The sequence below is a fragment of the Vibrio sp. Vb0598 genome, assembly GCF_033338935.1.
Taxonomy (GTDB): Bacteria; Pseudomonadota; Gammaproteobacteria; order Enterobacterales; family Vibrionaceae; genus Vibrio; species Vibrio alginolyticus.
Genome location: NZ_JAWOTP010000003.1, coordinates 105,500 through 131,329, shown reverse-complemented (window position 1 = coordinate 131,329; position 25,830 = coordinate 105,500). Strand labels below are relative to the sequence as shown.

Here is a 25,830-nt window from a genome sequence, read left to right as displayed (position 1 = left end):
AAAAGTTGTAGAACCTAGTTTTGTTCCCCTATAACCCCTTCAAATACTGCGCGTTGGCTGTTGGTTGAATCATGGCATTCAGCGTTTGGACGGTTTGTTCGCTGTGTTCTTCAAGTAGAGCTAAGAACGCGTCAATCAACTCAGGTTTGCTTGCTGAGACTTTCGTTTCGGTCTGGATATCACGCAGATCGATCAACACATCGGTAAATAATTGAGGCAGATCGTGCAGCACTTGCAGGTTTAAGACGTTGTGTTCGCTGTAGATCGAATTGTGGCTGCCTTTCTGTTTTTGCACCACGTAAGGATTGTCTTTTAAGTTGATGATAGACGTGCGTTTATCACAGCGTTTCAAACAACCTTTGTTGACCTTCACCTTACGGCATCCTTCGGTTTGTTGGAACAAACATTGGCGGCTCGTGAGTAGGGTATTTGGATGATAAATGCTGTAGAAGCTGCGCATGTTTTTCGGACGCTTTATGTGACGCATCTGCTTCATATTCAGCTCGTTAGAAACAAACGCGCCACTTGCCGCGAACTCGTCTTGAAGGCATTTAAACGCGTATGAGTTCACCGTGTTCATTTGTGGGCCTGCCACCCAGCCTAAGCCGAGCTCTTTTGCGAGCATGCCGACGCCTGAGTTGTTGGTGATCAACAATTCAGGTTGGATGGTTTCCAAAAATACACGAGCGGATTGGTAGTCTTCGCCAATCAAAATGGCAGGGAACCAAGGTTTGAGCATTGGGTTGGCTTGGAACAATTCAATCATCGCGCTCAGTTCACCAGACAATCCCATTGGCAATTGATAGTAAACATCAATGTCGTGGTATTCGCACAGCATGGCTTCTTGTGCTGACGAGATCAGAACCGATAATTTTGGCGCACCTTGGCGAGGTTCTGGTTGAGGTAACGCTGGCAGAGTTGGCACATCAATCGACCCTTTCAAGCTGCTGCCGGATACTTGTGTTGAAGTGACATCGAACGACTTAGTTTGCTCTGCCACTTTCTCAATGATCGCGGTTTTGTCATCGTAGAGTTTCTTTTTCACCGCTTGTACATCATCAGCAGACTGGCATTGGTAAACCTTCGAAAAATGCTTTACAGCATGGTCGCGCGGGTTGTCGATGTACATCGCCTTGCCGAAATCACCTTGCAAAAATGCGTTGGAGAAATCACGGTTGAACACCGTGTATAACTCTGTGGTGTCTTCAGAGAGTTCCAAACCCTCGCACAAGCGATCAATCTGTTTACGCCAGTTATCGACCACGGTATAGACGTAGTGCGATTTCTTGATTCGTCCTTCCACTTTTAAGGAATACACACCCGCATCAGCAAGCGCTTCTAAATCGCTAAATGCGGAGTTGTCTTTCATATTGAGTGGGTAGTTGTTGCCTGTTTTGGTCGTTTCGTACTGTTCGCGACAAGGTTGGCTACAGCGTCCACGGTTACCTGATGCGCCATTGCGAGCTGAACTGATGTAGCAAATTCCGGAGAATCCGATGCAGTATGAGCCGTGGACAAACACTTCCATCATTACGTTGTGCTCGCGACCAAATTGCGCCAGATGTTTTATTTCATCGATGTTAAGTTCGCGAGATAAGTTTACTCGGCTTGCGGTGAGCTGGTTGAGAAAGAGGATTTGGCCTTCGTTATGCGTGTTCAGTTGCGTTGACGCGTGCACATCCAAATCGGGAAAGTGATGTTTGAGAATATAGGTCAGACCGAGATCTTGCACGATCACGCCATCGATTTTGGTGGTGTTCAGTTGGCTGAGTAAGCGAACAATCGCCGGAATTTCACTTTCTAAAATCAGCACATTCAATGTTAGGAAAATCTTACAGCTGTGCTGATGAGCCAACGTTAACACGCCATTTAAGTTATCTAAGGTGAGGTTGGTCGCTCGGTTACGAGCATTGAAGCGGTCGAGCCCACAGTAAATTGCATCGGCGCCAGCGGCAATGGCGGCTTTGATGGAATCTAAATCACCACCGGGTGCTAATAACTCAAATTGATCGCGTGTCACTACTTTTCTCTTTCTTACTAAAATAGGCTGCAAATGTTACGTATTTCACGCTTTTGATGCTCAGCTAGTTAATGCTTTATTAATCTGAATCAATTAATCCGTGTTACACGGTCGACTCTTGAGTGGGTAGAGTGCAATTCGCGATAGCGGAATCTGACTTCTATAGTTTTCCTACACTTGGTTTTTCTATATCTAGTTTTCGACTCAGAGAGAGGAAGGGACGACAAATGAAAAAAGTAATCATCGGGTTGGTCGTGGCGTTGACGTCATTGAGTGCGTTGGCTGGTGAGGGCGTGGTAACCGTTGCGAGCACGCATTCAGCAAAAGATACGGCGGATAAATTTGTCGCTATCGCGCAAGAAAAAGGGTTGAACGTCTTTGCGCGCATTAACCATCAAGAGAATGCCACGAAAGTCGATATGACGTTGCGACCAACCGAAGTTATCGTGTTTGGAAACCCTAAAGTGGGCACGCCACTGATGATCTGTGCGCAGGAAGTGGCGCTCGATTTACCCCAAAAAGTGTTGGTGTATGAAGATGATGAAGGCAAAACGTGGTTAGCTTATAACGATCCTATGTATTTAAAGCAGCGCCATCATATTGAAGGCTGTGACGAGGTATTGAACAAAATCAGCGGCGTGCTGGGCAATTTAACCAACGCGGCGGCGAAGTAGGGCTGGTTATTGGCTTCGCTTTTTTTACTCCGAAAACGAAAAAGCCAACCTCGCTGGGAGGTTGGCAAATCTTACCTAGATTGGGGGAGGTAAGATCAGGAGGTGGCGAGTACGCTGTGCACTTCTGACTTAATTGAATCAGACTGCGTACCGAAAATCGCTTGTAAACTGTCGCCAATCACTAACACATCTCGCGCGCCGAGCGCTTTTAGCTTAGCAACATCAACATTGGCAATGTCTTTCACCGAGACACGTAGACGAGTGATACACGCATCAACTGACTTGATATTGGCTTTGCCGCCCAATGCAGCGACTACATCCACCGCAATTTCATCAGGCTGTCCGGCAATCTTCACTTCTGCAATGTCGGTTTCACGACCCGGCGTTTTCAGATCCAACTTCACAATTAGGAAGCGGAACAAGCCATAGTACAGCGTCGCCCAGATTGGACCGATGATGATGAACATCCACGCGTTGCTCGACATTGGGTAGTAAAGGAAGAACTGGATCGCGCCGTGCGCAAAGTCCGTACTGTGTTTGATTTCCAAAAACGCGGTGATCGCAAACGCAATACCGGTGAGGAAAATATGGATCACGTACAGCACTGGCGCGACGAATAGGAAGGTAAATTCGATTGGCTCTGTGATACCAGTCAACCAAGAGGTCAACGCCGCAGACATCATCAAACCGCCGACTATTTTCTTACGCTCAGGAGACGCGCAGTGGTAAATCGCCAGTGCCGCTGCTGGTAGTGCCCACATGGAGTACATAAAGCCACCAGACAGATAACCTGCGGTTTTATCGCCCGCGAAGAAGCGAGTGAGCTCACCGGTAAACTCTTTGCCTGTTTCTGGGTCTACATAGCTGCCGACTTCAAAGAAGAACGGCGCATTCCAGATGTGGTGCAAACCAACAGGGAGTAATGAACGTTCGCCCGCGCCGTAAACCGCCCACGCGAGAACAGGGTTTTGGTACGCTGCCCAATGAGAAAATGCATCAAGAAGTTGTCCGACAGGTGGCCATGCAAACGCGAGAATCGCACCAACGACGATCGCCGATAAACCCGTGACAATGGGCACAAATCGCTTACCCGCGAAGAAGCCCAAATACTCCGGCAGTTTGATGTTGTAGAAGCGGTTGTACATGATTGCCGCGACCGCACCGATAAAGATGCCGCCAAACACCCCGGTTTGCAGCGTCTCAACGCCCATGATGGTGGCGTCAGTTTCTAAGCCGCGCAAGCCAGTCACGATACCGAGCGATGCGTTCATAATAATTAGGCCAACTAAGCCAGCGAGCGCAGCCGCACCGTCATTGCCTTTTGATAACCCGAGCGCTACACCGACCGCAAACATCAACTGCATGTTGCCGAACACGCCTTCACCGGCGGCGAGCATCACTTTGTTGACCGCGTCTGGAATAAACGCAAACCCCGCGTTACCAATACCCAGCATCAAGCCAGCCACTGGTAACACCGCCACAGGCAGCATCAACGACCGCCCTATTTTTTGTAGTTGTCCAAATATACTTGCAAACATGGTTTCCTCCTGACGAATGCCAGTGTTGTAGGACCTGATTCCTTCAGGTCATGTTGTTTCACGTTAGGTCAGGATGATCATAGCGAGCAAGGCGGCGCCTAAGGTTACAAAAGGCAATCAGTTTGTAAGTGGCCGCTTACAAATCTCTTACACCGAGAAGTGAAAATTGTAATCGGTTCGATTGTGCATGGGCGTTTAAGAATGCATCATATTGGCCAGCGCCAAACTCAGGGGCAGGCACAGGGGCAGGCACAGGGAAAATAAGATGGAAAACAAGCAGATACTGGTCGTCGATGACAACCTCGACCTTCGCGAAGCGTTGTCAGATTACCTTGGCCGCGCTAGGTTTGAAGTGCTTTGCGCAGAAAACGGCGGCGTGATGTGGCAGCTGCTCAACGATCACCATCCTGATTTGATCATCCTCGATATTATGATGCCCGGTGAAGACGGCTTTACCCTGTGCCAGAAACTGCGCAAAAACTCCGATATCCCGATCATCATGCTGACCGCCGTCACTGAAGAAGCCGACCGAGTCGCGGGGCTAGAAATGGGCGCTGACGACTACATCACCAAATCATTCAGTCCGCGTGAACTGCTCGCGCGCATCAAAACGATTCTGAGACGCAGCCAATCGACCGCCAATAGCAAACTGACGCGTAAAGTGCGTTTTGATGATTGGTTGTTAGATACCGTAACCCGGCAACTGACCCACGTTACTAGCCGCGAGGTTAAGCAACTGAGTGGCGCGGATTTGTCGCTGCTCGGTTTATTCGTCAACCACGCGCAATCCATATTGTCTCGCGATGACATTGCGCGCGAGATCTGGGGACGCGATGCAGACCCGTTTGAACGCGGCATTGACGTGCAGATCAGCCGCTTGCGTCATCACCTTGAAGATAAAGACCGTTCGCTGATCCTAACGGTGCGCAATAAAGGCTACATGCTGACCACGGACGTGCATTATGAGAATTAAACGCTGGACGGGGTCACTGGTCGTTCGTACCAGTGTATTCCTGTTGCTGGTGATCATTCTGGCGCAGGTATTATCCGGAATTATCTGGTATCAACACGCCAGCGAACGCGATAAAGAAGGCCTGACCACCACAGTCAAAAGCTTAGCACTGAGTGCTTCTTCTACCATCGCCTTCTTTCAAACCCTCCCTTCGGAATACCGCCACTTGGTGCTCAATCAACTACGCAATATGGGCGGCACGCGCTTCTTCGTCTCACTCAACAATCACCAGATTAACGTCGACCCGCTGCCTGAGAGCGAACGCAAAACGTTGGTCATCAACCAAGTTCGCGAGGTATTAGAAAGTGAGTTGAGCGGCATTCCTAATATCGAGGTGGAGTTCACCCAGCGCGACAAACTCAAAGTGTTCAACAACGAGCTACCTATCGATGAACTGCCACTATTGTGGGCGCATTATTCGCTTTCGTTTGGTGACCTCAATCCGCCGATTCTGGTGATGCAGGTCGAAGTCGCACAGAACGAATGGTTTTATCTCGCGGCGGTGCTACCCGCGCCTTACATCAACCTAGAGACTAACTATTTTGAGCTGCGCCAATGGCTGACGCTATTGCTGTCCGCGCTAATGCTGTTGCTGTGTACCTGGTTTATCGTTCGCAAAGAAATTCAACCCATTCGAGAGCTGGCAAAAGCAGCAACCCTGATGTCGAGCCGATTAGACGTGCCCGAAGTCTCTGAGCGAGGCAGTAACGAACTGAAAGCGGCGGTACGTGCGTTTAACAAAATGAATCGACGCATCGACAGCCATATTAAAGACCGTGAAATGTTGTTCAGCGCCATCTCCCACGATCTGAAAACGCCGATTGCCTGCCTAAAACTGCGAGCGGAAATGCTGGATGACGACGCCGACCGAGAACGCTTTATCCGCCTGAGTAACGACCTAGATTTGATGGTCAAAGGCGCATTGCAATGCATTAAAGAGACCGATATCCACGAGGAAATCGAGCCGATCAATTTCACCCAACTGATTCAGCACATTTCCGCCAATATCGCCGATGCGCCGGACACGATTCGCATCCACGGTGAAATCCGCACCCACTTTGCTGGTAAACCGTTAGCAATTAAGCGCTGCATTCAGAATCTGGTCGATAACGCGCTCAAATACGGCCATCAAGCGGACATTACACTGAGTGAAAGCCCAGAGTCGATCCAAATTAAAATTGAAGATCACGGTGACGGTGTTGACGATTTATTACTTGAAAAGCTCTGCCAGCCATACTTTCGCGCTAGCAACGATAAAGAAGGCAGTGGGCTGGGATTAACCATTTCACAGAGTATTGCAAAGGCTCATGGCGGCAACTTGTTGCTGAGCCATTCTCAGTTTGGCGGCCTCTGCGCCACGCTGACTTTCCCGAGAGACTGACTATGAACAAACTGGCATTCTTGTCCCCACTGTTGCTCGCCCCTTGCGTCGCTCACGCTGAGTCGCCACAAGGGGTAGAATTTTTACATTGGTGGACTTCTGACGGCGAGCAGCAAGCGCTGCAAACACTTAAAGCACAACTGAAACAGCACGATATTGAGCTGCTGCAAAGCCCGGTGCTAGGCGGTGGTGGCGACAGCGCAATGACGGTACTGCAAGCTCGCGCGCTGGCGGGCAATCCACCGAGCTTCGCGCAAATCGAAGGGCCAAGTATTAAGGCGTGGGATGCCATCGGTATTTTGCACAACGTCAACGCGGTTGCCGATGAGCAGCGCTGGGACGAAGTGCTCTACCCGCTGTCTATTGAAATCAACAAAACACAAAACGGCTATATCGCCCTGCCACTTACGCTGCACCGTTTGAACTGGTTGTGGGTCAACCACAAACTGCTTAAACAACTGAATCTGTCAGCGCCGAAAAACTGGCAAGAGATGTTCGCTGCCATGGAGCTTGCGAAGCAAAATGGCATTGTACCGATCGCGGTCGGTGAGCAGCCGTGGCAAGTCGCCCAACTTTTCGAGAACTTAGTGATCTCCACTGGCGGCGTTGAGTTCTACACCAATGCAATGGTTAAACTTGAGCGAGACAGCATCGACAGTGATACCCTGCGCCAAGCGTTGACGCAATTTCGCCGCCTGAGTTTGTTGATCGACAACCAATTACCCGACAGTAAGTGGGATACGGCGACCCAAGCGTTAGCCGACGGTCAAGCGCTGTTTCAAATCGGCGGTGATTGGATTTTGGGTGAGCTGCTCGCCAATCACGTCTCGGTCCCGCAAGAGGTCGGCTGTTACCCAACGCCTGACAGCGATGGTGTATTCCTCTACAACATGGACAGTTTGGTGTTTATGTCGAGCAAGTCGTTTTCTGCCGAGGCGGCTCAGCAAACCGCAAGCGCACTGGCAGACGTCGAGTTTCAAGCTAAGTTCAATAAGGTAAAAGGCTCGATTCCGGTACGCACCGATATCAACATCAGCGATTTTAATCCGTGTCAGGTCCAGTCATATCAAGACTTTCACTACGGCGTGAAACACAACCTCGCTGTGCCGAGTATGATTGATTCGATGGCGGTCAATCCGGTTGCTCAGCAAGCGATAAACTCGGAAATCTTCCGTTTTTACCGCAATCCCAAGATGGAACCCGACGAGCTGATAAAACGGATTATTGCTATTTCGCAAAGCGGTTAATGGCAATTAATTTGTGCCGAGTGGAATAAAAAAGCCCCAATGATTGGGGCTGAGTAAAGCGAAGTATGCCGTTTAAAAATAGTGGAAGATCGGCGGTTCATGCATCAAGAAGTTTTGATGGGAGATGTTCCACGCATAGGCGCCCGCTAAGGTAAACACAACGTAATCACCAATATCGACGTGGGCGACATGTTGATTGCGTGCCAGCACATCTTTGGGCGTACAAAGTTGGCCGACAAAGGTCGCTTGTGCATGCTGAATTGGATGAGAAACCTCATGGTGTTGCTCGCTTTTCAGGATGACGAATGGATGATCATGGCTCTGTGCCGCTGGCGTGCGGAAGTGGTGAGTTCCCCCGCGCGCGATGACAAAGTTTTCGCCAAGATTTTGCTTAATATCCAGCACTTCCATCACGTAATAACCGCATGCCGCCGTGATGAAACGTCCGCATTCAAAACGCAGTGTCCAGTCTTGCACTTGCTCTTTGGCGATGAGGAATTCCAACTTGTCGCAAAACTCCATCCACGGAAAGTGTTGCTCAGGGTTTTGGTAGTTAATCCCCATACCGCCGCCCAAGTTGATCATCAGCTCACTGAGTTCGAACTCCTGCTGCCACGTTTTCACGACTTGGAAATAGCGCTGCATTAACGCTAAGTGACGTTCAACATCGAGCTGATGCGACATCAAATGAAAATGGAAGCCTTTGAGTGACACTTGCGGGAAATCGCGCAGCAACATCAAAGCATTACTCAGCTCGGACTCGTCCAAGCCAAATGGAGTCGGCTTGCCACCCATCGCCAACTTGCTGAGCGTGATGTCGCCAATATCGATGTTCATACGCAAAAAGATCGAAGCAGGGCGGTTGAGGCGCTCGGTTAGTGCTCCAATGCGTTGTAGCTCGGTGAGGCTTTCGACATGAATTGCATCAACATCAAGCTCAATCGCTTGTTGCAATTCACTTAGCATTTTTCCGGGGCCACCGAAGATCAATGGCTTATCGAGTTGTTGCTGGTGGAGGTGTGTCAACTCCCCGCCAGATGCCGCTTCAAAACCATCGACATACGGCGCGAGCGTTTTAAGAATCGGGCCCGATGGATTGGCTTTGGCTGCGTAAAATAGCTCGACATTTCTCGGCAAAACGTGACGCAGTTGTTTGATGTGTTCTTCTAAGGCGCTTAGGTCATACACGTATGCGCACAAGGGTTGACTTTGCTGCTGTGCGAGTGTGTGAACTTGTTGGCAAACGAGTGTCGGTAGAGAGAGGGAATTAGACATGTTGCGCTCCTTTTTCGTGTTGCTGCCAAGGCGTGGCGACTTGGGTATAGCCCGACTCCTTATCGGCTTTTTGCATCAAACGCGTGGTGAAATTATTTTTGCTCGGGAAGTGACCGCCATTCAGCAACGCTTCTAGTTCCGGCTGTTTTCCATTCACTGATTGCCAACGCACAATGGCACTTTGCACCGCATTCCATAGCGTTTGCTCTAGTGGCTCGTCACCTTCTGCGATGAAGAAAATCGCTTCGCTGATGTTGTTGATAAAGGTGCAGTATCCGATGCGATTCCAGCCTTGTTCGCGACTGTAGTAAACCGATTGTCGCGCGCGTTCAGACAAGTCAGTTAAAGTTTCTGCTGGCCAGAACTCCGGCAGTAACTTGGTGCCTTCCAAATCACGAATCCAAACACAACACGGCATCTCTTGCTCAAAGCCAATCAGGGTGTTTTGCAAATGCGGCTCAAACGCCACCCCGTGTTTGAAGTAGTAATTAAATACGCCCGGGATCAGGCAATGCAAATAGCGTTCAAACCAAAGTGTCGCGATGTCGGAATAGCGATTTTGCGTAGGACGCGCTTTGTTTTTAAGGCGTTGAGCAATGCAACTGTTGCCGTTTTTGTCGTAAGCAAACAGAGCGCCAGCGAGGGTTGGTTTTAAGATATCGACTTCGCTCAGCGAGAAATTTTCGCGATACAAAATCCCAAACGATTCGCGTGCTTTGGTGTTGTCGTCCCAGTTGTGCTCAGCGACACTTTCTAGATTCAACGTGGTGGCGTAAGGCTCTGTCATCACTTTAAATACGGGGTTGTGCAGCTGTTCGTTTTCTCTAATTGGTTTGAGAATCGACGTGAGTTGCACGGCGCTGTCGAGTTCGTACCACGCGTTTTTGCGCACGCAATTGGTTAATCGTACGTTGATGGAGAATTTCGCAAACCAGTCCATATCTGGGTGGTAGAGGGTACGAACTGAAGAGGTCGGCTGCATCTTTTCACCACCTAAACCCAGTGGCGTGATCTTGCCTTGTTCAATGGCGCGCTTCACGCTTGGGTTGCTCAAAATGGTGTAGCTTTCCCAAGGATGGCAAGGGTAGAGGGTCTTCCCATTGCTGGTGGCGTGTTGTGGCGCGAGCTGTTGTAGCATGCGCTGCGCAGGGTTAGCGTCTCCGTCGGAACTCAGCACATCAAGTAAGGACGTATCCACTTCAAACCAGTACAGCGGGACTTGCGCGCCGACTTCTGGAGAAAACGCCAAGAGATCATCCATGGTGACGCCCGAACGACTTTTCGGGGTCGGATGGAAAGTATGCCCCCAAATCAGAGACTGTTCCGAAGCGATAAACTCGTTGTGATGCGATTTGGGCGCGACGTTGAGAAACTGCTCGGTAACCAGCACGCTATTTTCCAGTTGTTCGATCAGCTCATGGTTGAACGGGATCGCCAACACCTGCTTGAGATAGTTAAGCAAAAGCGTAAGAGTTTGCGTGGCATCCAATTTCGCCCAACCAGAGCCCGGCATTTTCGCCCAAGGCAGTTCTGCCAATTTGATTTTGCCCAGTTTGCTCGCGTAGTGAATCGGCAAAACCAGCACGCCATTTTGTTGAGAAAGATGAACGGCTACCCGCTGCTTGGCGGAATAGTTGCGTTTTAACGTTTGGGGTAGCGATGTCGATTGGTAGTGCCATTCCACTTGTTGATTCGGCAGTGCAAATTCACGTAAGTAACAATTAAGAACACCCATTATCGTGTTGAGTTGGGCTTTCTCACGATTGAGCTGCACATCATGCGCGCGCAACTCGCTAGTCTGAGAGGATTGAGTTTGTAACATGTTGATTTCCAAATTTTGAGTGGAGAACCAGCGCGATCAAGGTGATTACGCTGACTATCGCAGAAAGTAGGAAAGGAACCTCAAGTAGCCCCAAGCTAGAAATGAAAGAAGCGCAAAATCCCGCCGCCACGCCACCCCATTTGGACATGGCATCAAAGCGAGAAAATACTTTGCCACTGAGTTTGCGATCCAGATTGCTCGCAAGATGCTGATGCAATCCGTGATAACAACACACCATCGCGATGCCGAAGATAATTCTCGCAGCAATGAGTGCGGTTTCGGACGCAATCAAATGCAAGGCAGAGCTCACGGCCAGCAATGCAAACCCAAGCCACAACGTGCGCAGCGGTTGATTGCGATTCAACCCATCTGACCACACGTGGATTTTGCTTGCCAGCAACAGATAGACGCCATGCGGCAGTGCGTACAAAAAACCGATCCATGCGTGGTTAGTGATGCCATATTGCTGCACAAACGGCGAGAAGTAAGGAAAGGTCACCACCATAGAAAACGCAAACCCGAACTGAGCAAAGAAGATCCAACGAATGGCATGCATTGCGTTTTTCTGTGCAATGGGTTGTTCTTGCTGAGATTCTGAGTTTGGCTTTTCGAGGTTTTGTTCGGCGGGTTTATCCGCTGGCAGTGCTAGCGTGATGCCCATAGCAATTAAAGGCAAAACGCATAACCACAGGTACGCGTTGAGCGGGTTGGTCTCTGACAAGCTCCAGCCGAGCCCAATGGGCGCAACGATCAGCGCCAAGCGAGCAGATAGTTGGGTTTTATTAAGTGACTTGCCGAGTGTTTTGGCTTCTTTAATTTGACTAGATAAGTAGCTGTTTGAGGCGGCCATGGTGCCGCCAAAGGTTCCTTGAACAATAAGACCAAACACAAACATGGCGAGGTTGTCTGCCAAGCCGCACAGCGCAAACCCTGCTGCAAGGCCAAGTTGCGCACGCAAGAGTGAGCGGCGGCGACCATAGCGATCGGCAAAGCTGCCCCAAAATCGTGCCGCCAACGCAGTACAAAACGTGGGTAGGATAAACAATACCCCTGCCCAGTCCGCATCAATGCTTGCGCCTAACGTTGGCAACACGACGGGTAGAAATAGCGGCATACCTAACGCGGCAAACGCAGCGATAAAGTGGCACAACAACACACTGTAGATGAGTTTGGTCATAATCGTTTAACGTACGCTTTTTTTGATGGCTTCTAAGTAGGCGCGTTGCGCTTCTTCGCTAGAAAGCAGCAAGAAGTTCGGAGCCGACAAACCATAGAACTTATTGATGTCGCTCGCGCCGGAGGCTTCTTTCGAAAGCAAACTGCCAGAGCTCAACAAGTACTTGGCGTATAAGTCAGGTGCCTCTTGCAGCAACTCGCGAGCCAGTTTTGTCTCTAACCCTTCGCCTTCTAATCGGTTGAGTTGCTCTGCAATGCTTTTGGCCACGATGGCGTAAAGCGATGCTGAAGAGGCAATGCCCTTCGCTGCCATAGATTCTACAATCGCTGCGATATCCAGTTGCAGTGTGATGGTGGTAAACATCTGACCGAGCGCCAATTCATTGTCGACTTTGATGCGTTGGTCGAGCAGTTCATCGCAATCCACTGGAATTGTTTTTGCGCCGTGTTTTTCGGCAGCATGGTCTGTTGCAAAGCGGAAGCGCTCTGGCCAAACTCGCGCCGCGTCGTTGTCTTTCATCGCGAGCGTCATTCTGCCCTGTTGATCAAATGCAACGATGGCGTTTTGCTGGTTGGACTCCAATGCGATGCCATAACGAAGCCACAAGGTGAGGTGCACTTGGCATAATAGATCGACGTAATCTTGGAACCACGCCAGCGTATCTTGTTGATAGTACTGCTCTGCCAAGTGTTCTAAGAACAAGCGGTCGTCAGGCATTGGGCTAGCCAGTGCTGCAACCGGAACTAACGCTTTATCTTCGCAATGAGTAAGTGGGTACTCACGTACGATGTACGCGAAGGTTTTATCCTCGCCGACGTGTCCACCGTGCTTTTCGTTGCAATGGAACAAGCGACTGTTTAAGTCGGCGTCCGTTTGTTCAAGGTGGCTGAGTAGGCGTTCAAACCAGTGGCCGTCATACAGTGTTGAAGGCTTGATTAAGCGAATATTTTTCGTGCCTAGCGATCGCATGATCAGCGGAACCTTGATGTGAATGTGCGGTGCGTCGTTCACGACCACCGTACGAACGGAAAGCGTCGGCGTCACGTCTAGATACGTTAAAGGCGCTTCTATCATACCTTCGGGTAAGGCTTCTAAAGATCGCAGGGTGAGCGGATGCGCAGGGAACAGTACGTGGCTCAGTGCAAAATCAGCAGGAAGCCCAACTTGCTCCATGGTTGGCCAGCAATCAGGTTGTTCGCTGGTTAATGTCAACAGTGATTTTTCAATCGCAATCCAATGCAGAGCAAAGCTTGGTGCAAACTCGGGCGCGTACTTAGCAAGGTCTTCATCGCTCAGACCAAACTTCGCCCGCGCAGTTGGATAGTACGGATGGTCAAGGTAAGAAGCGATCTGGTCGGCTAGCAGCAGTTTTTGATGCCAAGAACCAAGCTCGGATATTGGTTGAGAAATTTGGTCTGCGTGATGATGAAACGCTTGGTCACACAGCGCTTTGTGTTTCTCTGCACATTCCAGTTCTTGAAGATACCCCGCCAACAATTCGTGAGAGCTCTCATGCGCCAGTGTCGTTAGTAGTGTAATCCACTCTTTGTAATGCTGTTGATGCTCGACTTGGCCATTTTTCTCCACCCACCAACCTGGTCGTGTTTCGTCATTGGCGTGACCGTAGCGCCAGTGCTGCATGTAATACGTTGGCGCAACGGGTAAATACAACGTGAAATCAGAGTTGGCAAATATCAGCCAGACTTGCTCGCCTTGAGGAACAATTCCCCCTTTTGGCGCGTCGCTACTGAACTTGGCTTTCGACAAAATGCCAAACATGTCTTCGCGTAAGCAAGTGTCGATCAATCGTTGCGTTAGATACAAAGCGTTGTCATTCATGCTGCCACCTCACGAGTCGGAGCGAGATCGAAATTGCTAAGCGCGTTCTGCAGCGCTTGGTCGAGGTTTCGCCCTGATGGTGAGACAATCGAAATTCGGGCGAGATAATCCTTATTGGAATAACTCTGTTGGAAGTGTTCTCCCGCGGTTTTTAGTACCTGTTGCTGGGTGATGACATCGCCATCGTGTTGGATGAAGGAGGTCGAATCTCCATCAATAACACCACTGTGTTCCGCAACCACATAGTGCACGTGTGCTGAGCCATGAATTTGGTAATCGCCGTCCAATCTTCGGCCCAAATGCAGACCTAAAATTGTGCTAAACCAACCGAAGTGAGCGAGATTGTTGAGCAAGAATTCGCGGCCATCTCCAATACTGCGGTAGTTAATTTCCACCAAAACTGGGCCGTTTTCCGTGATGATAAATTCGCTGTGGCAAACTCCAAAACCAACGCCGAACGCTTTCAGTTGAGCCAAGCAAGCTTCTCGGTGAGCAATGCCGTTTGGTCCGTTCCAGTCTGCGGCGGTTTCGATAAAGTAAGGCGGCTCAGAGAGCGACACATCAAAACCGCCCACGGCGATAAGTTGGTTACCGTCTCCTAAAGTTTCGAGCGTAACCAACGGTCCTTGAAGAAACTGCTCCACCAGAATGGCGGCGTTTGGGTGCTTTTGCCAAAACGCCTCGCAGTAAGCATCGAGCTCGCTTTGGGAGTCACAGCGCTGTACATCTAAACTTGCCACGCCTTCTTTGGGTTTTGCTACGACAGGGAAGGCCATGCCTAATGCCACATTCGAATGGCGATGCAGCAAACAGCTTTGTGTGTTGGGTAAGGATTTTTCATTTAACACTTGTCGAGTTAAGTGTTTGTTTTTGGCCTTTAACGTGACAGACCAATCTTTGGATGGAAGGCCAAAAAATTGCGCGCAGATGGCGGTGGAAGTTTGTAAGTGATCACTATTGCTGAAAATAGCGTCTGGCTTTAATTCATGCTCCGTGATGGTTTCGATGAGTTCTAATGGGTTGAAGACATCACATTCTAGAATGGTATCCGGATTAAAGTGACTATCACGACTCGCCAGCTCTAAATGGCTTAGCTTGTGGTCGGTGATAAGAACGACGTGAAGGTCCATCGCTTTAGCTGCAGGCACGAAGCCGTGAGTGACTGCATCGTTAACGACATGACTTACGATAATCATCGTAGATTTCATGAGCTTTCCTAATTTTCTAACATTTTCTTCTAACGTTGATAAAGTCGCTCACGGTCGTCTTCCAATGTGCCTCTCGCGAGACGGAGGGCAGAAGTTTTAGTGTTTATTGTTATTATGTTTGGTTTTTTTTGTTGTTAGTTGTGTTTTTAGGGTAAATAAATATAGAGCATAAAATTAATATTGCAAATAGAAATAATATTTGTTCTTATTTCCATCCGTTGGCTTTATAACAACTAAACGGAATTATGGAATGAATAAATTATTGACCCTGACCCCCTTGGCGGTCGCGATTGGTTCTTCACTAGTAGCACCAAGCGCAGTGGCTTCAGAAGAGACGAACTCAACCTCATCAGCAACTGAAACGATTCAAGTCTTCGGGCATCAGTACGAAGGTTATGCTGAACACATGCCTCAATCAGGCACCAAAACCGATGTGGAATGGCTTGATGTGCCACAAGCGGTATCCGTAGTAACGAAAACAGAAATGCAAGACCGAGGCGCGGTGCGCTTAGTGGATGCGCTAGATGGGGTAGCCGGGGTCAATAACACCTTGGGCGAAGGCAGCCGCGATCAGTTCATGATCCGTGGTTTTGATTCACTCAACGATATGTACCGTGATGGCTTGCGAGATGACGGTACGTTGCAGTCTTACCGCAGCTTAGCGAACGTTGAACGCGTTGAAATTGTGAAAGGCCCTGCGGGTGCTTTGTATGGCCGTGGTTCGGCTGGGGGCATCATCAACTTGGTGACGAAACGCGCTAACGGTGAGAATTTTACTCACGTAAACGGTAGTGTAGGCAGCAACAACCAATATGTTGGTCAGGTCGACAGCTCAATGGCGTTTACAGATAAGGTCAACGGGCGTATTAACTTGGAATACCGTCAAGCCGACTCGTACGTTGATCATGTTGATTCAAACGATTTCTTCATTGCACCGACCATTCGTGTGTTACCAGCGGAAGGTCACACCCTTGATATTGACGTGGAATACGCCCATCAAGAACTAGTGCCGTATCGTGGTGTGCCATCAAAAAATGGCAAGCCAGTTGATTTGCCAGTAAGCACTTACTTTGGCGGCACAAACGACTATCAGGAGTCAGACAGTCTCCGTATTGCGGTGGATTACGAATGGCGTCTGAATGATCAATGGGTATGGAACAACCGAGCGGCATTCAACCATATCGAACTTGAGCAAAAAGGCACGCGTCAGGGCAAAGTGACGGGTAATGAAGTGTCTCAAACCGTCAACAACTTTGGTTACGATCCACGTACTACGACCACTTTACAATCTGAGTTGGTTTGGGAAACCAGGGACAATCAATTGATGGTGGGTGCAGATTTCAACCAGATCGATATCGACCTAACGTTGGCAAGTGACAAAACGCTTCCTGCGCAAAATATCTACGACCCAGTCGTTGGTCCAACGCCTGATCCGGGCTTTAAGCCATTTCGTGACAATACCACCACCACGACAGGTTTGTATGTGCAAGACGTCTATACGTGGGGTGACCTTTCTTTGATCGGTAACGTGCGTTACGACTCGATGGAACTCGAACAACAAAAAGCGGGCTCAGATAAGGAAAAATTGGATGATGACAAAGTCAGCTACCGTGCTGGTTTGGTATACCGCATCAATTCCGACACATCCGTATACGCCAGTTTAGCGCGCTCTTGGCAGTTACCGTACGCTGGTATCTACATCAATCCAAAATTGGCGGAATTCTTCCACACCGACTTAAAAGAGGTGGGTGCGAAAGCGTACCTTTTGGATAACGCATTAATGTTAAATGCGGCACTGTTCCAGATTGATCAAGAGCAACCACAAACTAACGTGGACGGCGATGTGATCGATAAAATTGAAGTGCGTCACCAAGGCATTGAATTAGAGGCTCGCGGCCAAATCACCAAACAGTGGGACATCTCTGTGGGTTACAGCTATTTGGATGCGGAAGACAAAGCCACAGGCAAAAAGCCGAACGATGTATCAGACCACTTGTTCTCTCTTTGGAGCACTTACCAATTGAATGACAACTGGCGTTTAGGCGGTGGTGTGAAGTACGTGGGCGACCGTTACGCAGGTAACGACGAAGCTGTCGCACTTGGCGATTACACAACGGTGGATTTGATGGCGGCGTACACCACTGGTCGTCATAAAATCCAAGCGAACGCTTACAACATTTTGGATGAGAAATACATTCTTGGCGCAACAAACGGCACGTCTGGCTTAAACCAGATTGGCTACGGCGCACCAGCCGAGTTTATGCTCAGCTACGGATATCAGTTCTAGGCTTTTTGTGCGTAGTTAGCGCCTGTTAGCCGATTTTTTCCTCATATTGAGGATGTTTAGCCCCGAGAGCCTACGGGATGTATTCTGCCCGAGGCTCAATTTCTCGCAAAGGAGATCTTAATGTCTTACCAGAATTTGGATGGTAAAGTGCGTGTACGTGCTGGTTTGTCTACCACTTACAGTGTGCTTGCGATTGCAATCGCTTCTGCCACATCCATGAGCGCGGTTGCCGCTCCTGCTAAAAAAGAACAAACTACCGCGATGGAAACCGTCGTTGTCACTGGTAGCGTGATTGGTAAATCTGAAATTGAAGACGTCAAAGAGTACCCAGGTGCTCGTACCGTCATTACCCGCGATCAAATCGAGAAAACCGCCGCAGGCTCGATTGATAACGCGCTACAGCGCGTGCCGGGTATTAAAGTTCAGGATGAAAGCGGAACGGGCGTATTGCCTAACATTTCCGTACGTGGTTTGAAAGCAAGCCGTAGTGGTCATGCTCAGTTCTTGATGGATGGTGTACCGCTAACACTTGCGCCATATGGTCACACTGGTCAGTCTATCTTCCCAGCAACACTGTCGATGCTTGATCGTATTGACATTGTACGCGGTGGTGCCGCAGTACAGTACGGCCCAAACAACGTCGGTGGTGTGATCAACTTAGTGACCAAACCGATTCCACACACGTGGCAAACTGAAATCAGTAACCGCCTTACCGTGTTTGATGGCGGTGATGCGCCGCTGAATGATTTTTACCTACGCACGGGCGGCTGGTTAAGCGACACATTTGCACTACAGTTGGAAGGTAACTTCCTAAAAGGTGAAAGCTTCCGTGAACATTCCGATACGGACGTGAAGAACTTCCAAGCCAAAGCACAGTGGCTACTGAGTGACACTCAAGAGATTCAAGCATTCCTGCAACGTTACGATGCTGAAACGCAAATGCCGGGCGCACTTTCGCCACAAGATTACGAGCAAGATCGTCACCAATCGAAACGTCCTTACGATGATTATGAAGGTAAGTCGACGCGCTGGAGTGTTAAGTACATCCACGATTTGCCATTTGCCGACAGTGCCGAGCTAGAAGTGCTAACGTTTGGCCATAAGTCAGAGCGTCTTTTCAAGTGGGGCTTTAACAGCGCGGGTGGCCATTGGGCGGATCCGGCTCTGCCAGCGACGGACGTTCGTACCTCTCCACGTGAATTTACCGTGTATGGTATAGAGCCAAAAATGGCGATGTACTTTGGCGAAGGTAAATCCGTTACTCAAAACTGGATCGTGGGTACCCGTTATGTTAATGAAGACATTGACTACAAACTCACTCAGACTCCAATCGCCGGTGGTGCAACCAGCGTTCCGCGTGATTGGCATCTAGATACGGACGCGTTTGCTGGATACGTTAGCAACGAAATTGGTTTGTTCAATGATACATTGAAGGTAACGCCTGGGTTGCGTGTTGAGTCGGTTCGAATGACGTTTACCGATCGTGGTAAAAAACAAACGGCAGACAACACCGTGACGGAATGGTTGCCAGGTTTGACGGTGGCATACAACTTAACTGACCAGTGGGTGACGTATGCGAACGCGCAAAAATCACTTCGTGCGCCACAAATTGCCTACATCCGAGGTTTGGGTGAAGAAGGTAGCGAACTGGCTTGGAACTACGAAGTCGGCGCGCGTTACACCCAAGATGCGACCAGCTTTAACGCTGCACTTTATCGCATCGACTTTGAAGATCAATTGCAATGGCAAAGCTCAACGCAGACCTTCGATAACATCGGAAAAACACTTCACCAAGGCATAGAGCTTTCTGCTCGTTACGTGCCTGAAGCACTACCTGCACTGAGTTTAGGCGCAAGCTACAACTATCTAGACGCTACGCTTGAAGAAGAAGGCGCGAATAAAGGTAATCAACTGCCTTACACCTCTAAGCATCAGCTTGGTTGGGATGCAACCTACGCATTTTACGGCATGGACACCACGCTATCGGGCTTCTACTTTAGTGATTCGTATACCGATAACGCCAACACCAGTGCCGAAGATGCAACTGGCGCAACGGGTAAAGTACCATCTTACATGGTGTGGAACTTCAACTTGGGGACGGATTTATACAAAGACGACAAAGGCAAGTTACGCATGAATGTTGCGGTGAACAACTTGTTTGACGAGGAGTATTACTTCCGCGGGATTGATACAAGCCCAGTTGGTCGGTACCCAGCTCCGGGACGCTCTTACACACTGGATCTGAACTATCAGTTTTAAGCGTTTCGTTCACCGAGTTTGAAAAGAAAAGTCGCCAATTTACCTTGGCGACTTTGCCGATCTTAGGTAATGGAAAACTCTTAGCACTGGAAAAAAGCAAGATGAAAAATAAAAAACAATTTACGATCAAACACTTTTCAACCGTTTTGCTGATGCTGTTGAGCTCAGCTTTGATGTCATTTAGCGCATTTTCTCAGGCGCGCAGCGTGCAAGATGAGCAAGGCACTTTTGAGCTAGAAGCGATACCTCAACGTATTGTGGTTTTAGAATTTTCGTTTGTCGATGCATTAGCGGCAGTCGATGTCTCACCTGTAGGCGTCGCCGATGACAACGATGCCACACGAGTCATTCCTGCTGTTCGTGCCAAGGTTGGTCCTTGGCAATCGGTCGGCATGCGCTCGCAACCGAGTTTAGAGGCGATTGCGGTGCTCAAGCCGGATTTGATCATTGCTGATGCAGAACGTCATCGCGCGATTTATCAAGATTTGCAGCGAATTGCGCCAACTTTGCTGTTAAAAAGCCGTGGTGAGACATATCAAGAAAATCTCGAATCCGCACACAAAATCGGCGTGGCAATTGGCAAACAAGCGAAAATGACACAACGAATTGAGCAGCACAAACAGACAATGGCGGAGTTCAAACAGCATTTTGCAACACAAGAAACCATTCAGTTTGGTGTGGTTTCTGACAAAGGGATGTGGTTGCATAGCCCGGTTTCTTACGCTGGGGGCGTTTTGAGTACGCTGGGCATCCAAAGCCCGCTGGCTCCATCTGAGCAAAAAGCGTATATCCCAACCAGTTTCGAACTTTTACTAAAAACCAACCCTGATTGGTTGTTAGTTGGACTTTACTCTCAACCAAATATTGTGGATGAGTGGCGCAAAAATCCATTGTTTAAGTTGCTAACTGCTGCGAAAAAGCAGCAAATTGTTGAGGTTTCTCCTGAACTGTGGTCGTTAAATCGCGGCATGTTGGCTGCGGAAGAAATTGCCCGCAATCTTGAAGCGTTATTGGAGCGCTCATGAGTGCGGCGATAAGCTCGGAAAGCGCGTCTTCGGTTAGCAAATCGCATTGGAAAGCGAGCTTGTTTGTCTGTGCTATGGCGTTGTGTACGCTCTCAGGCTATGCAGCCTCAATGATTGGCTGGTCCAACTTTTCCTTGAGCGTTAATGATCTGACAAGCTATTGGTTTGCGTTTGATGAGGGCAATATGCTGCATCAAATCCTCGCGACGCTGCGTGCGCCTCGTGCCTATGCTGGGTTATTAATTGGCGCTTCGCTTGCGGTATCCGGAGTGCTGATGCAAGGATTAACTCGTAACCCTTTGGCGTCGCCATCCATTCTCGGCATTAATGCTGGTGCGGCTTGTTTTATGGCCTTGGCGTCCATCGGCGTACCATTCTTTAGTCAATTGAACCCAATCATCAACGCAGTACTCGGCGCGCTACTAAGTGGTGGTGCGGTCATGTTGTTGGGCGGTTTTTTTTCCGCGCGTTCTCACCCATTGCGTTTAGTGCTAGCGGGCATTGCCATCAGTGCACTGCTGATAGGGTTAACTCGTGCGTCGGTAATTTTGGCGGATGACATGGCTTACAGCGTGTTGCATTGGTTAACGGGTTCACTCTCCGCGGTAGATTCTGAACAGTGGCAGCAACTGTGGCCTTTTGCGACTTTAGGTTTGGTGCTCGCCATGGGCTTAGCGCGAAACTTAAATTTACTCGCGTTGGGGGACGAAGTTGCTGTTGGGCTAGGTGGTAACATTCGTCTTACGCGATTTATCAGTGGTTTAGCGGTTGTGCTGTTGGCAGGAACTAGCGTAGCGATTGCTGGGCCAATTGGCTTTGTCGGGTTGTTAGTGCCGCACTTGGTACGCCCGATTGTTGGTCACAACTATCACATTCTCATTCCGGTTTCCGCCTTGTGTGGCGCGGCATTGGTGACGTGGTCAGATGCTTTATCACGCGCGATTGCCTTTCCGGCTGAAACGCCAGTGGGCGTGATTACCGCGCTGTTGGGCACACCTTGCTTTATCGCGATTGCAATGAGGAAATCATCATGATGAATCAAACCAAACTGTTTGCATTAGTTGGATTGTTGCTGATTGCGTCTTCTCTCACGCTGTTTGTTGGCGCGGCGAACATGTCGGCTCAACAGGTTTTTGCATTACTGTTTTCTTTCTCTGACTCGGACTTTGTGATTCACCAATATCGATTACCGAGAATGTTGCTCGCCATTGGCGTGGGCGCTGGGTTGGGGCTGTCAGGCGTTTTAGTTCAAGGCGTCATCCGTAATCCACTTGCCTCACCAGATTTAATGGGGATAAGCGCCGGAGCAGGACTGGCGGCTACCGCTTGTTTGGTGCTGTATCCGAATGCGCCAGTGGCAATGTTGCCGATGGTCGCCATGGCGGGAGGCTTGCTTGCTGCTGGCTTTATTGCTGTGCTGGCTTACTGGTCGAAACCAACACCAGCACGTTTGGCGCTGATTGGTGTTGCTGTCAGCGCATTTTTAGCCAGCGGTATCGATTTTCTTCTGATTGTGCACCCTATCGAAATCAACACGGCGATGGTATGGCTAACCGGCAGTTTGTGGGGACGAAATTGGCAACAAGTGCCGTTTATTTGGAGTGCTCTATTGCTGCTACTGCCATTGGCGTTTTGGCTGGCTTGGCGGCTAGATGTTATGGGACTGGGAGAAGAAAGCGCTACTACGCTTGGCATGAAACCAAGACAGACCCAAATTCTTGCGCTGATTGCTGCCGTGTTATTGGCGAGCATCAGTGTGTCTGTGGCAGGCACGATCAGCTTTGTTGGCCTGCTTGCGCCGCATCTTGCGCGTTTGCTGTTTGGCCACAACCACAAGTTGTTAATTCCAGCCGCTGCAACCCTTGGCGCTTTGTTGGTGATTTGCGCCGATGGTTTAGCGAGAGGCTTACAGCCGCCAATTGAGCTACCAGCGGGAGTGCTGACATCTGTTATTGGCGCACCATATTTCATTTTTCTTTTGTATCGTTATAGAGGTTGGTAAGCATGTTACGAACGCAGAACTTATCCGTCGCGTACGGCAAACAGACCATCATTCCAGATCTCTCTTTGTCGATTCCTCAAGGTAAAATTACCGCACTAGTTGGTCCAAATGGTTGCGGTAAATCGACACTATTAAAAACCTTGGTACGCATCAATAAACCCGCTTCTGGCCAAGTGTTGTATGACGAAAAACCACTAAGCAACTACGGGGATAAACGCTTGGCGCGTTCGTTGTCTTTGCTGCCGCAAATTCTTGTCAGCCCTGAAGGCATTACCGTCAGAAAACTGGTCGAATATGGCCGCTCGCCTTATCTCTCTCATTGGGGCAGGTTAAGTCAACAAGACAAAGCCTTGGTCGAGCAAGCAATGCAAGATACTGGCGTGATTGAGTTTGCTGACAAGTCAGTTGAATCGCTGTCTGGCGGTCAAAGGCAAAGGGCGTGGATTGCGATGGTAATGGCGCAAGATACCGACGTAGTGATGCTTGATGAGCCAACCACTTACTTGGATCTCTCTCACCAAGTTGAGCTGATGAAACTCATGAGGCAGATGAACGACAAAGGCAAAACAGTGGTCGTAGTGCTGCACGATCTAAACCAAGCGTGCCGTTACTGCGATCATTTGGTGGTGTTGGAAAAAGGTCAGTTAGTCACGCAGGGAACACCGCAAGAGGTACTGACAGAAGGTATGTTGGCATCGGTGTTTGATTTACAAGCGAGAGTATTTAACGACCCAATCTCAGGCACGCCGATGTGTGTGGCGGTGTAGGTTTACGTCTTTCGAAAGCTATCTGCAATAAAAACGTCGATCCATAAAAACAAACCCCGCTAGTAACAAAGTTGCTAGCGGGGGGGTATTGTTTTTAAGAGCGTCCTTAATGTGGCGTTTAAGCCAGTTTAAACGTCGCCACTTTCGAGTTGAGATCCTCAGCTTGCGATTTCAGCTCAGCAGATTGATTCATCGATTCTTCGGCACCAACTACCAAGTGATCGGTCACATCTTTAATGGACGTGACGTTTTGCGTGATTTCATTGGTTACGTGCGTTTGCTCTTCGGCGGCGGTCGCGATTTGCGTTGCCATATCGCTGATCAGCGCAACGGCCGCGTTGATTTCATCCAGAGCCAGTGCTGCGCGATCTGCATCTTCCACCGAACCTTGCGCGAGCTGAGAGCTTGTATCCATGATGGTCACAGCGCGTTGTGTGGTTTGCTGCAAAGTCTCGATCGTCGAGCGAATCTCTTCGGTTGAGGTGTGTGTGCGTTGTGATAGCACGCGAACCTCGTCTGCAACAACGGCAAAACCGCGACCTTGTTCACCTGCACGCGCCGCTTCAATCGCCGCATTCAGAGCCAGTAAGTTGGTTTGTTCTGCGATGTCTCGAATCGTTGATAGTACGGTTGAGATGTCTTGCGCGTGCTGGTTGAGCTCGCCGATGACAACGCTCGCTTGGTTGACTTCAGAAGACAAATTGTTGATGGATGACTTGGAGTTGATCACTAACTCATGACCATTTTGTGTGCTTGCTGAAGAGTCTTGAGCGGCTTTAGCCGTCTGCTCTGCATGTGCTGCAATCTCTTGCGTTGCCGATGCCATTTCAGTCACAGCGGTCGCCACCATAGTGATTTCTTGTTGCTGATGGTTCAGATCGGAAACCGATTGATTCGCGCGAGTCGTGCTCAGCTCCGATTGTTGGCTCAGTTCTTCCGCTTGGTGACGAATGTGACCAATAAGTTGCTGCAAACTTTCAACGAACTGGTTGAAGTTTTCAGCCAGCTCACCAACTTCGTCACGGTTTTCTACTTTGATGCGTTGAGTTAGGTCGCCGCTACCGTTTGCGATTTGTGCAAGCGCATTCGAAACGTTGTAGAGCGGACGGAACAAGATGTTACATAGCAGATTAAACAAAGCTACACAGATAACGACGACGATGGTGGTTGCGATGATCTGATCCCAAACAGCATCGTAGAGTGGGGCAACCAACGAGTTTTGATCTAACACCGTCACTGTTGTGAGCTGGGTACCCTCTATGTGGCGCGCGTAAATCACATATTCGGTGCCGTTAATAGAGACGCGACGCTCTGTACCTGAACGTGCGGCAGACGTAATGTCGTTGTTGTTGAGGCCTAGCTTGCTAACCGGTTGATTCAGCAGTTTACCGTTGTTATGAGTGAAAATATTGCCCTGTTCATTGGCAATAAACATATAACCTTCACCCGGTAGGATCACTTGGTTCAGACTGTTCAGGATATCACCGATCTCTACGTCAGCACCCAGAACGACGGTTTGACCATGCAATTGCAGGGCTTTACCGAGCGACACCACATTCGCACCAGTTGCAGCAGCAACGGTCGGGTTATCCATAAAGACTTTCGATGGATTGGCAATGGCGTTGGTGTACCAGCCCCACTTGCGAGGATCGTTATTACCTGGTGGCAAAACCACCCCATTAGCGTTGTCTTGTGACCCGTCCGGGTAAGAGAGGAAAACGTTATCGAACGCGCCAGAGTCTCGGACTTGTTTCAAATGCGTAACCAGAGAACGTTTCTCTGAATCGGAAGAGAGTGAAGTTAGTGCGCGCTCTTTAGAGAGTAGCCAGTCCTTTACGTATTGATTGTAAGATGCGCTAGTGCTTTCTAGTCGCTGTGCGACTTCGACATCGAGCCTGTTTAATGAATCTCGAAAAGACAGCCCCTCTACCAGCACTCCCCCTAGAATGATGGCGGCACTGGCAGAGATTGCCAGTTTGTTTTTTAGTGATAGATTTTTGAACATAAAGCGAATAATAGATCTTTGAATAATAGTTGTTGTGTTTTTATTCTCATCAGTACTCTCTGTGCTGTTGAATATGCAGCAGAAAGTCAGATTCGAATCTGTTCAATAATTATATTTTATTGCTCAAAATAAATACTGACTCCATGTCGCGAATTTGAGTTTTACATCAAATAAGCAAAAGGATTTGGAACGATATTTTTTATGTATTTGTAAAGTAAGGATTTGTCGATTTTTGTAAATGAGAATCGATTTCAATAAATGGTGATCTTTATCACATTTGCGTGTCTGATAA

At 49.1% G+C, this 25,830-nt stretch carries 18 protein-coding genes; 10 read left to right on the top strand and 8 right to left on the bottom strand.

Features of this window, described 5'->3' with window-relative positions; translation table 11 throughout:
• Positions 1 to 28: 28 nt before the first annotated feature.
• Positions 29 to 2,020 carry a U32 family peptidase gene (locus tag R7Q38_RS04720; protein WP_239938460.1) on the bottom strand — a complete coding sequence of 664 codons (1,992 nt, stop codon included), beginning with the start codon at positions 2,018 to 2,020 and terminating at the stop codon, positions 29 to 31.
• A gap of 227 nt (positions 2,021 to 2,247) precedes the next feature.
• On the opposite strand from R7Q38_RS04720, the gene R7Q38_RS04715 reads away from it, so the two are divergent.
• Positions 2,248 to 2,694 (top strand): DUF302 domain-containing protein, encoded by a 447-nt coding sequence (locus R7Q38_RS04715; RefSeq protein ID WP_053808215.1) that lies wholly within the window; start codon positions 2,248 to 2,250, stop codon positions 2,692 to 2,694.
• A gap of 95 nt (positions 2,695 to 2,789) precedes the next feature.
• On the opposite strand, the gene ptsG is transcribed toward R7Q38_RS04715, so the two are convergent.
• Positions 2,790 to 4,232, bottom strand: coding sequence for a glucose-specific PTS transporter subunit IIBC (ptsG, locus tag R7Q38_RS04710; RefSeq protein ID WP_017447155.1), 1,443 nt, complete (start codon positions 4,230 to 4,232; stop codon positions 2,790 to 2,792).
• Between the two features lie 265 nt (positions 4,233 to 4,497).
• Between ptsG and R7Q38_RS04705 the strand changes: the two genes are divergently transcribed.
• The 3 genes from R7Q38_RS04705 to R7Q38_RS04695 are packed head-to-tail and all read left to right on the top strand — an operon-like array spanning position 4,498 to position 7,872.
• Entirely contained in the window at positions 4,498 to 5,205 is a 708-nt protein-coding gene (locus R7Q38_RS04705; RefSeq protein ID WP_154204077.1) for a response regulator, read from the top strand.
• Entirely contained in the window at positions 5,195 to 6,625 is a 1,431-nt protein-coding gene (locus tag R7Q38_RS04700; RefSeq protein ID WP_154204076.1) for an ATP-binding protein, read from the top strand. Before R7Q38_RS04705 ends, R7Q38_RS04700 begins: the two co-directional genes overlap by 11 nt.
• A gap of 2 nt (positions 6,626 to 6,627) precedes the next feature.
• Positions 6,628 to 7,872: an ABC transporter substrate-binding protein gene (locus tag R7Q38_RS04695; protein WP_239938459.1), complete on the top strand. Its 1,245-nt coding sequence runs from the start codon at positions 6,628 to 6,630 to the stop codon at positions 7,870 to 7,872.
• 72 nt (positions 7,873 to 7,944) lie between these two features.
• Here R7Q38_RS04695 and R7Q38_RS04690 read toward each other — a convergent pair whose 3' ends face one another.
• From R7Q38_RS04690 to R7Q38_RS04670, 5 genes are read right to left on the bottom strand one after another with little or no spacing between them, the layout of a single operon-like run.
• On the bottom strand, positions 7,945 to 9,147 hold the full coding sequence (locus R7Q38_RS04690) for a type III PLP-dependent enzyme (protein WP_239938458.1): 1,203 nt from the start codon (positions 9,145 to 9,147) through the stop codon (positions 7,945 to 7,947).
• Positions 9,140 to 10,969: an IucA/IucC family protein gene (locus tag R7Q38_RS04685; RefSeq protein WP_239938457.1), complete on the bottom strand. Its 1,830-nt coding sequence runs from the start codon at positions 10,967 to 10,969 to the stop codon at positions 9,140 to 9,142. Before R7Q38_RS04685 ends, R7Q38_RS04690 begins: the two co-directional genes overlap by 8 nt.
• Entirely contained in the window at positions 10,941 to 12,146 is a 1,206-nt protein-coding gene (locus tag R7Q38_RS04680; RefSeq protein ID WP_239938456.1) for an MFS transporter, read from the bottom strand. Before R7Q38_RS04680 ends, R7Q38_RS04685 begins: the two co-directional genes overlap by 29 nt.
• Before the next feature lie 6 nt (positions 12,147 to 12,152).
• Entirely contained in the window at positions 12,153 to 13,985 is a 1,833-nt protein-coding gene (locus tag R7Q38_RS04675; protein ID WP_239938455.1) for an IucA/IucC family protein, read from the bottom strand.
• Complete coding sequence (locus tag R7Q38_RS04670; protein ID WP_213905535.1) at positions 13,982 to 15,193, bottom strand: acetyl-CoA carboxylase biotin carboxylase subunit family protein; 1,212 nt, start codon at positions 15,191 to 15,193, stop codon at positions 13,982 to 13,984. Before R7Q38_RS04670 ends, R7Q38_RS04675 begins: the two co-directional genes overlap by 4 nt.
• A gap of 250 nt (positions 15,194 to 15,443) precedes the next feature.
• Here R7Q38_RS04670 and R7Q38_RS04665 point away from each other — a divergent pair, with 250 nt between their 5' ends.
• From R7Q38_RS04665 to fecE, 6 genes are all read left to right on the top strand, one after another.
• Entirely contained in the window at positions 15,444 to 17,480 is a 2,037-nt protein-coding gene (locus R7Q38_RS04665) for a TonB-dependent receptor (RefSeq protein WP_239938804.1), read from the top strand.
• Between the two features lie 120 nt (positions 17,481 to 17,600).
• Complete coding sequence (gene pvuA / locus R7Q38_RS04660; RefSeq protein WP_053303931.1) at positions 17,601 to 19,739, top strand: TonB-dependent siderophore vibrioferrin receptor PvuA; 2,139 nt, start codon at positions 17,601 to 17,603, stop codon at positions 19,737 to 19,739.
• A 101-nt stretch (positions 19,740 to 19,840) separates the two neighbouring features.
• Positions 19,841 to 20,764 (top strand): Fe(3+) dicitrate ABC transporter substrate-binding protein FecB, encoded by a 924-nt coding sequence (locus tag R7Q38_RS04655; RefSeq protein WP_239938802.1) that lies wholly within the window; start codon positions 19,841 to 19,843, stop codon positions 20,762 to 20,764.
• Positions 20,765 to 20,838: 74 nt separating this feature from the next.
• A complete protein-coding gene (locus R7Q38_RS04650; protein ID WP_370687806.1) occupies positions 20,839 to 21,798 on the top strand; it encodes a FecCD family ABC transporter permease in 960 nt (319 codons plus the stop codon).
• Positions 21,795 to 22,766 (top strand): FecCD family ABC transporter permease, encoded by a 972-nt coding sequence (locus R7Q38_RS04645; protein ID WP_213915592.1) that lies wholly within the window; start codon positions 21,795 to 21,797, stop codon positions 22,764 to 22,766. Before R7Q38_RS04650 ends, R7Q38_RS04645 begins: the two co-directional genes overlap by 4 nt.
• 2 nt (positions 22,767 to 22,768) lie before the next feature.
• On the top strand, positions 22,769 to 23,533 hold the full coding sequence (gene fecE / locus R7Q38_RS04640; protein ID WP_130545694.1) for a Fe(3+) dicitrate ABC transporter ATP-binding protein FecE: 765 nt from the start codon (positions 22,769 to 22,771) through the stop codon (positions 23,531 to 23,533).
• 118 nt (positions 23,534 to 23,651) lie between these two features.
• Here fecE and R7Q38_RS04635 read toward each other — a convergent pair whose 3' ends face one another.
• A complete protein-coding gene (locus tag R7Q38_RS04635; protein ID WP_239938800.1) occupies positions 23,652 to 25,538 on the bottom strand; it encodes a methyl-accepting chemotaxis protein in 1,887 nt (628 codons plus the stop codon).
• Between the last annotated feature and the right edge of the window lie 292 nt (positions 25,539 to 25,830).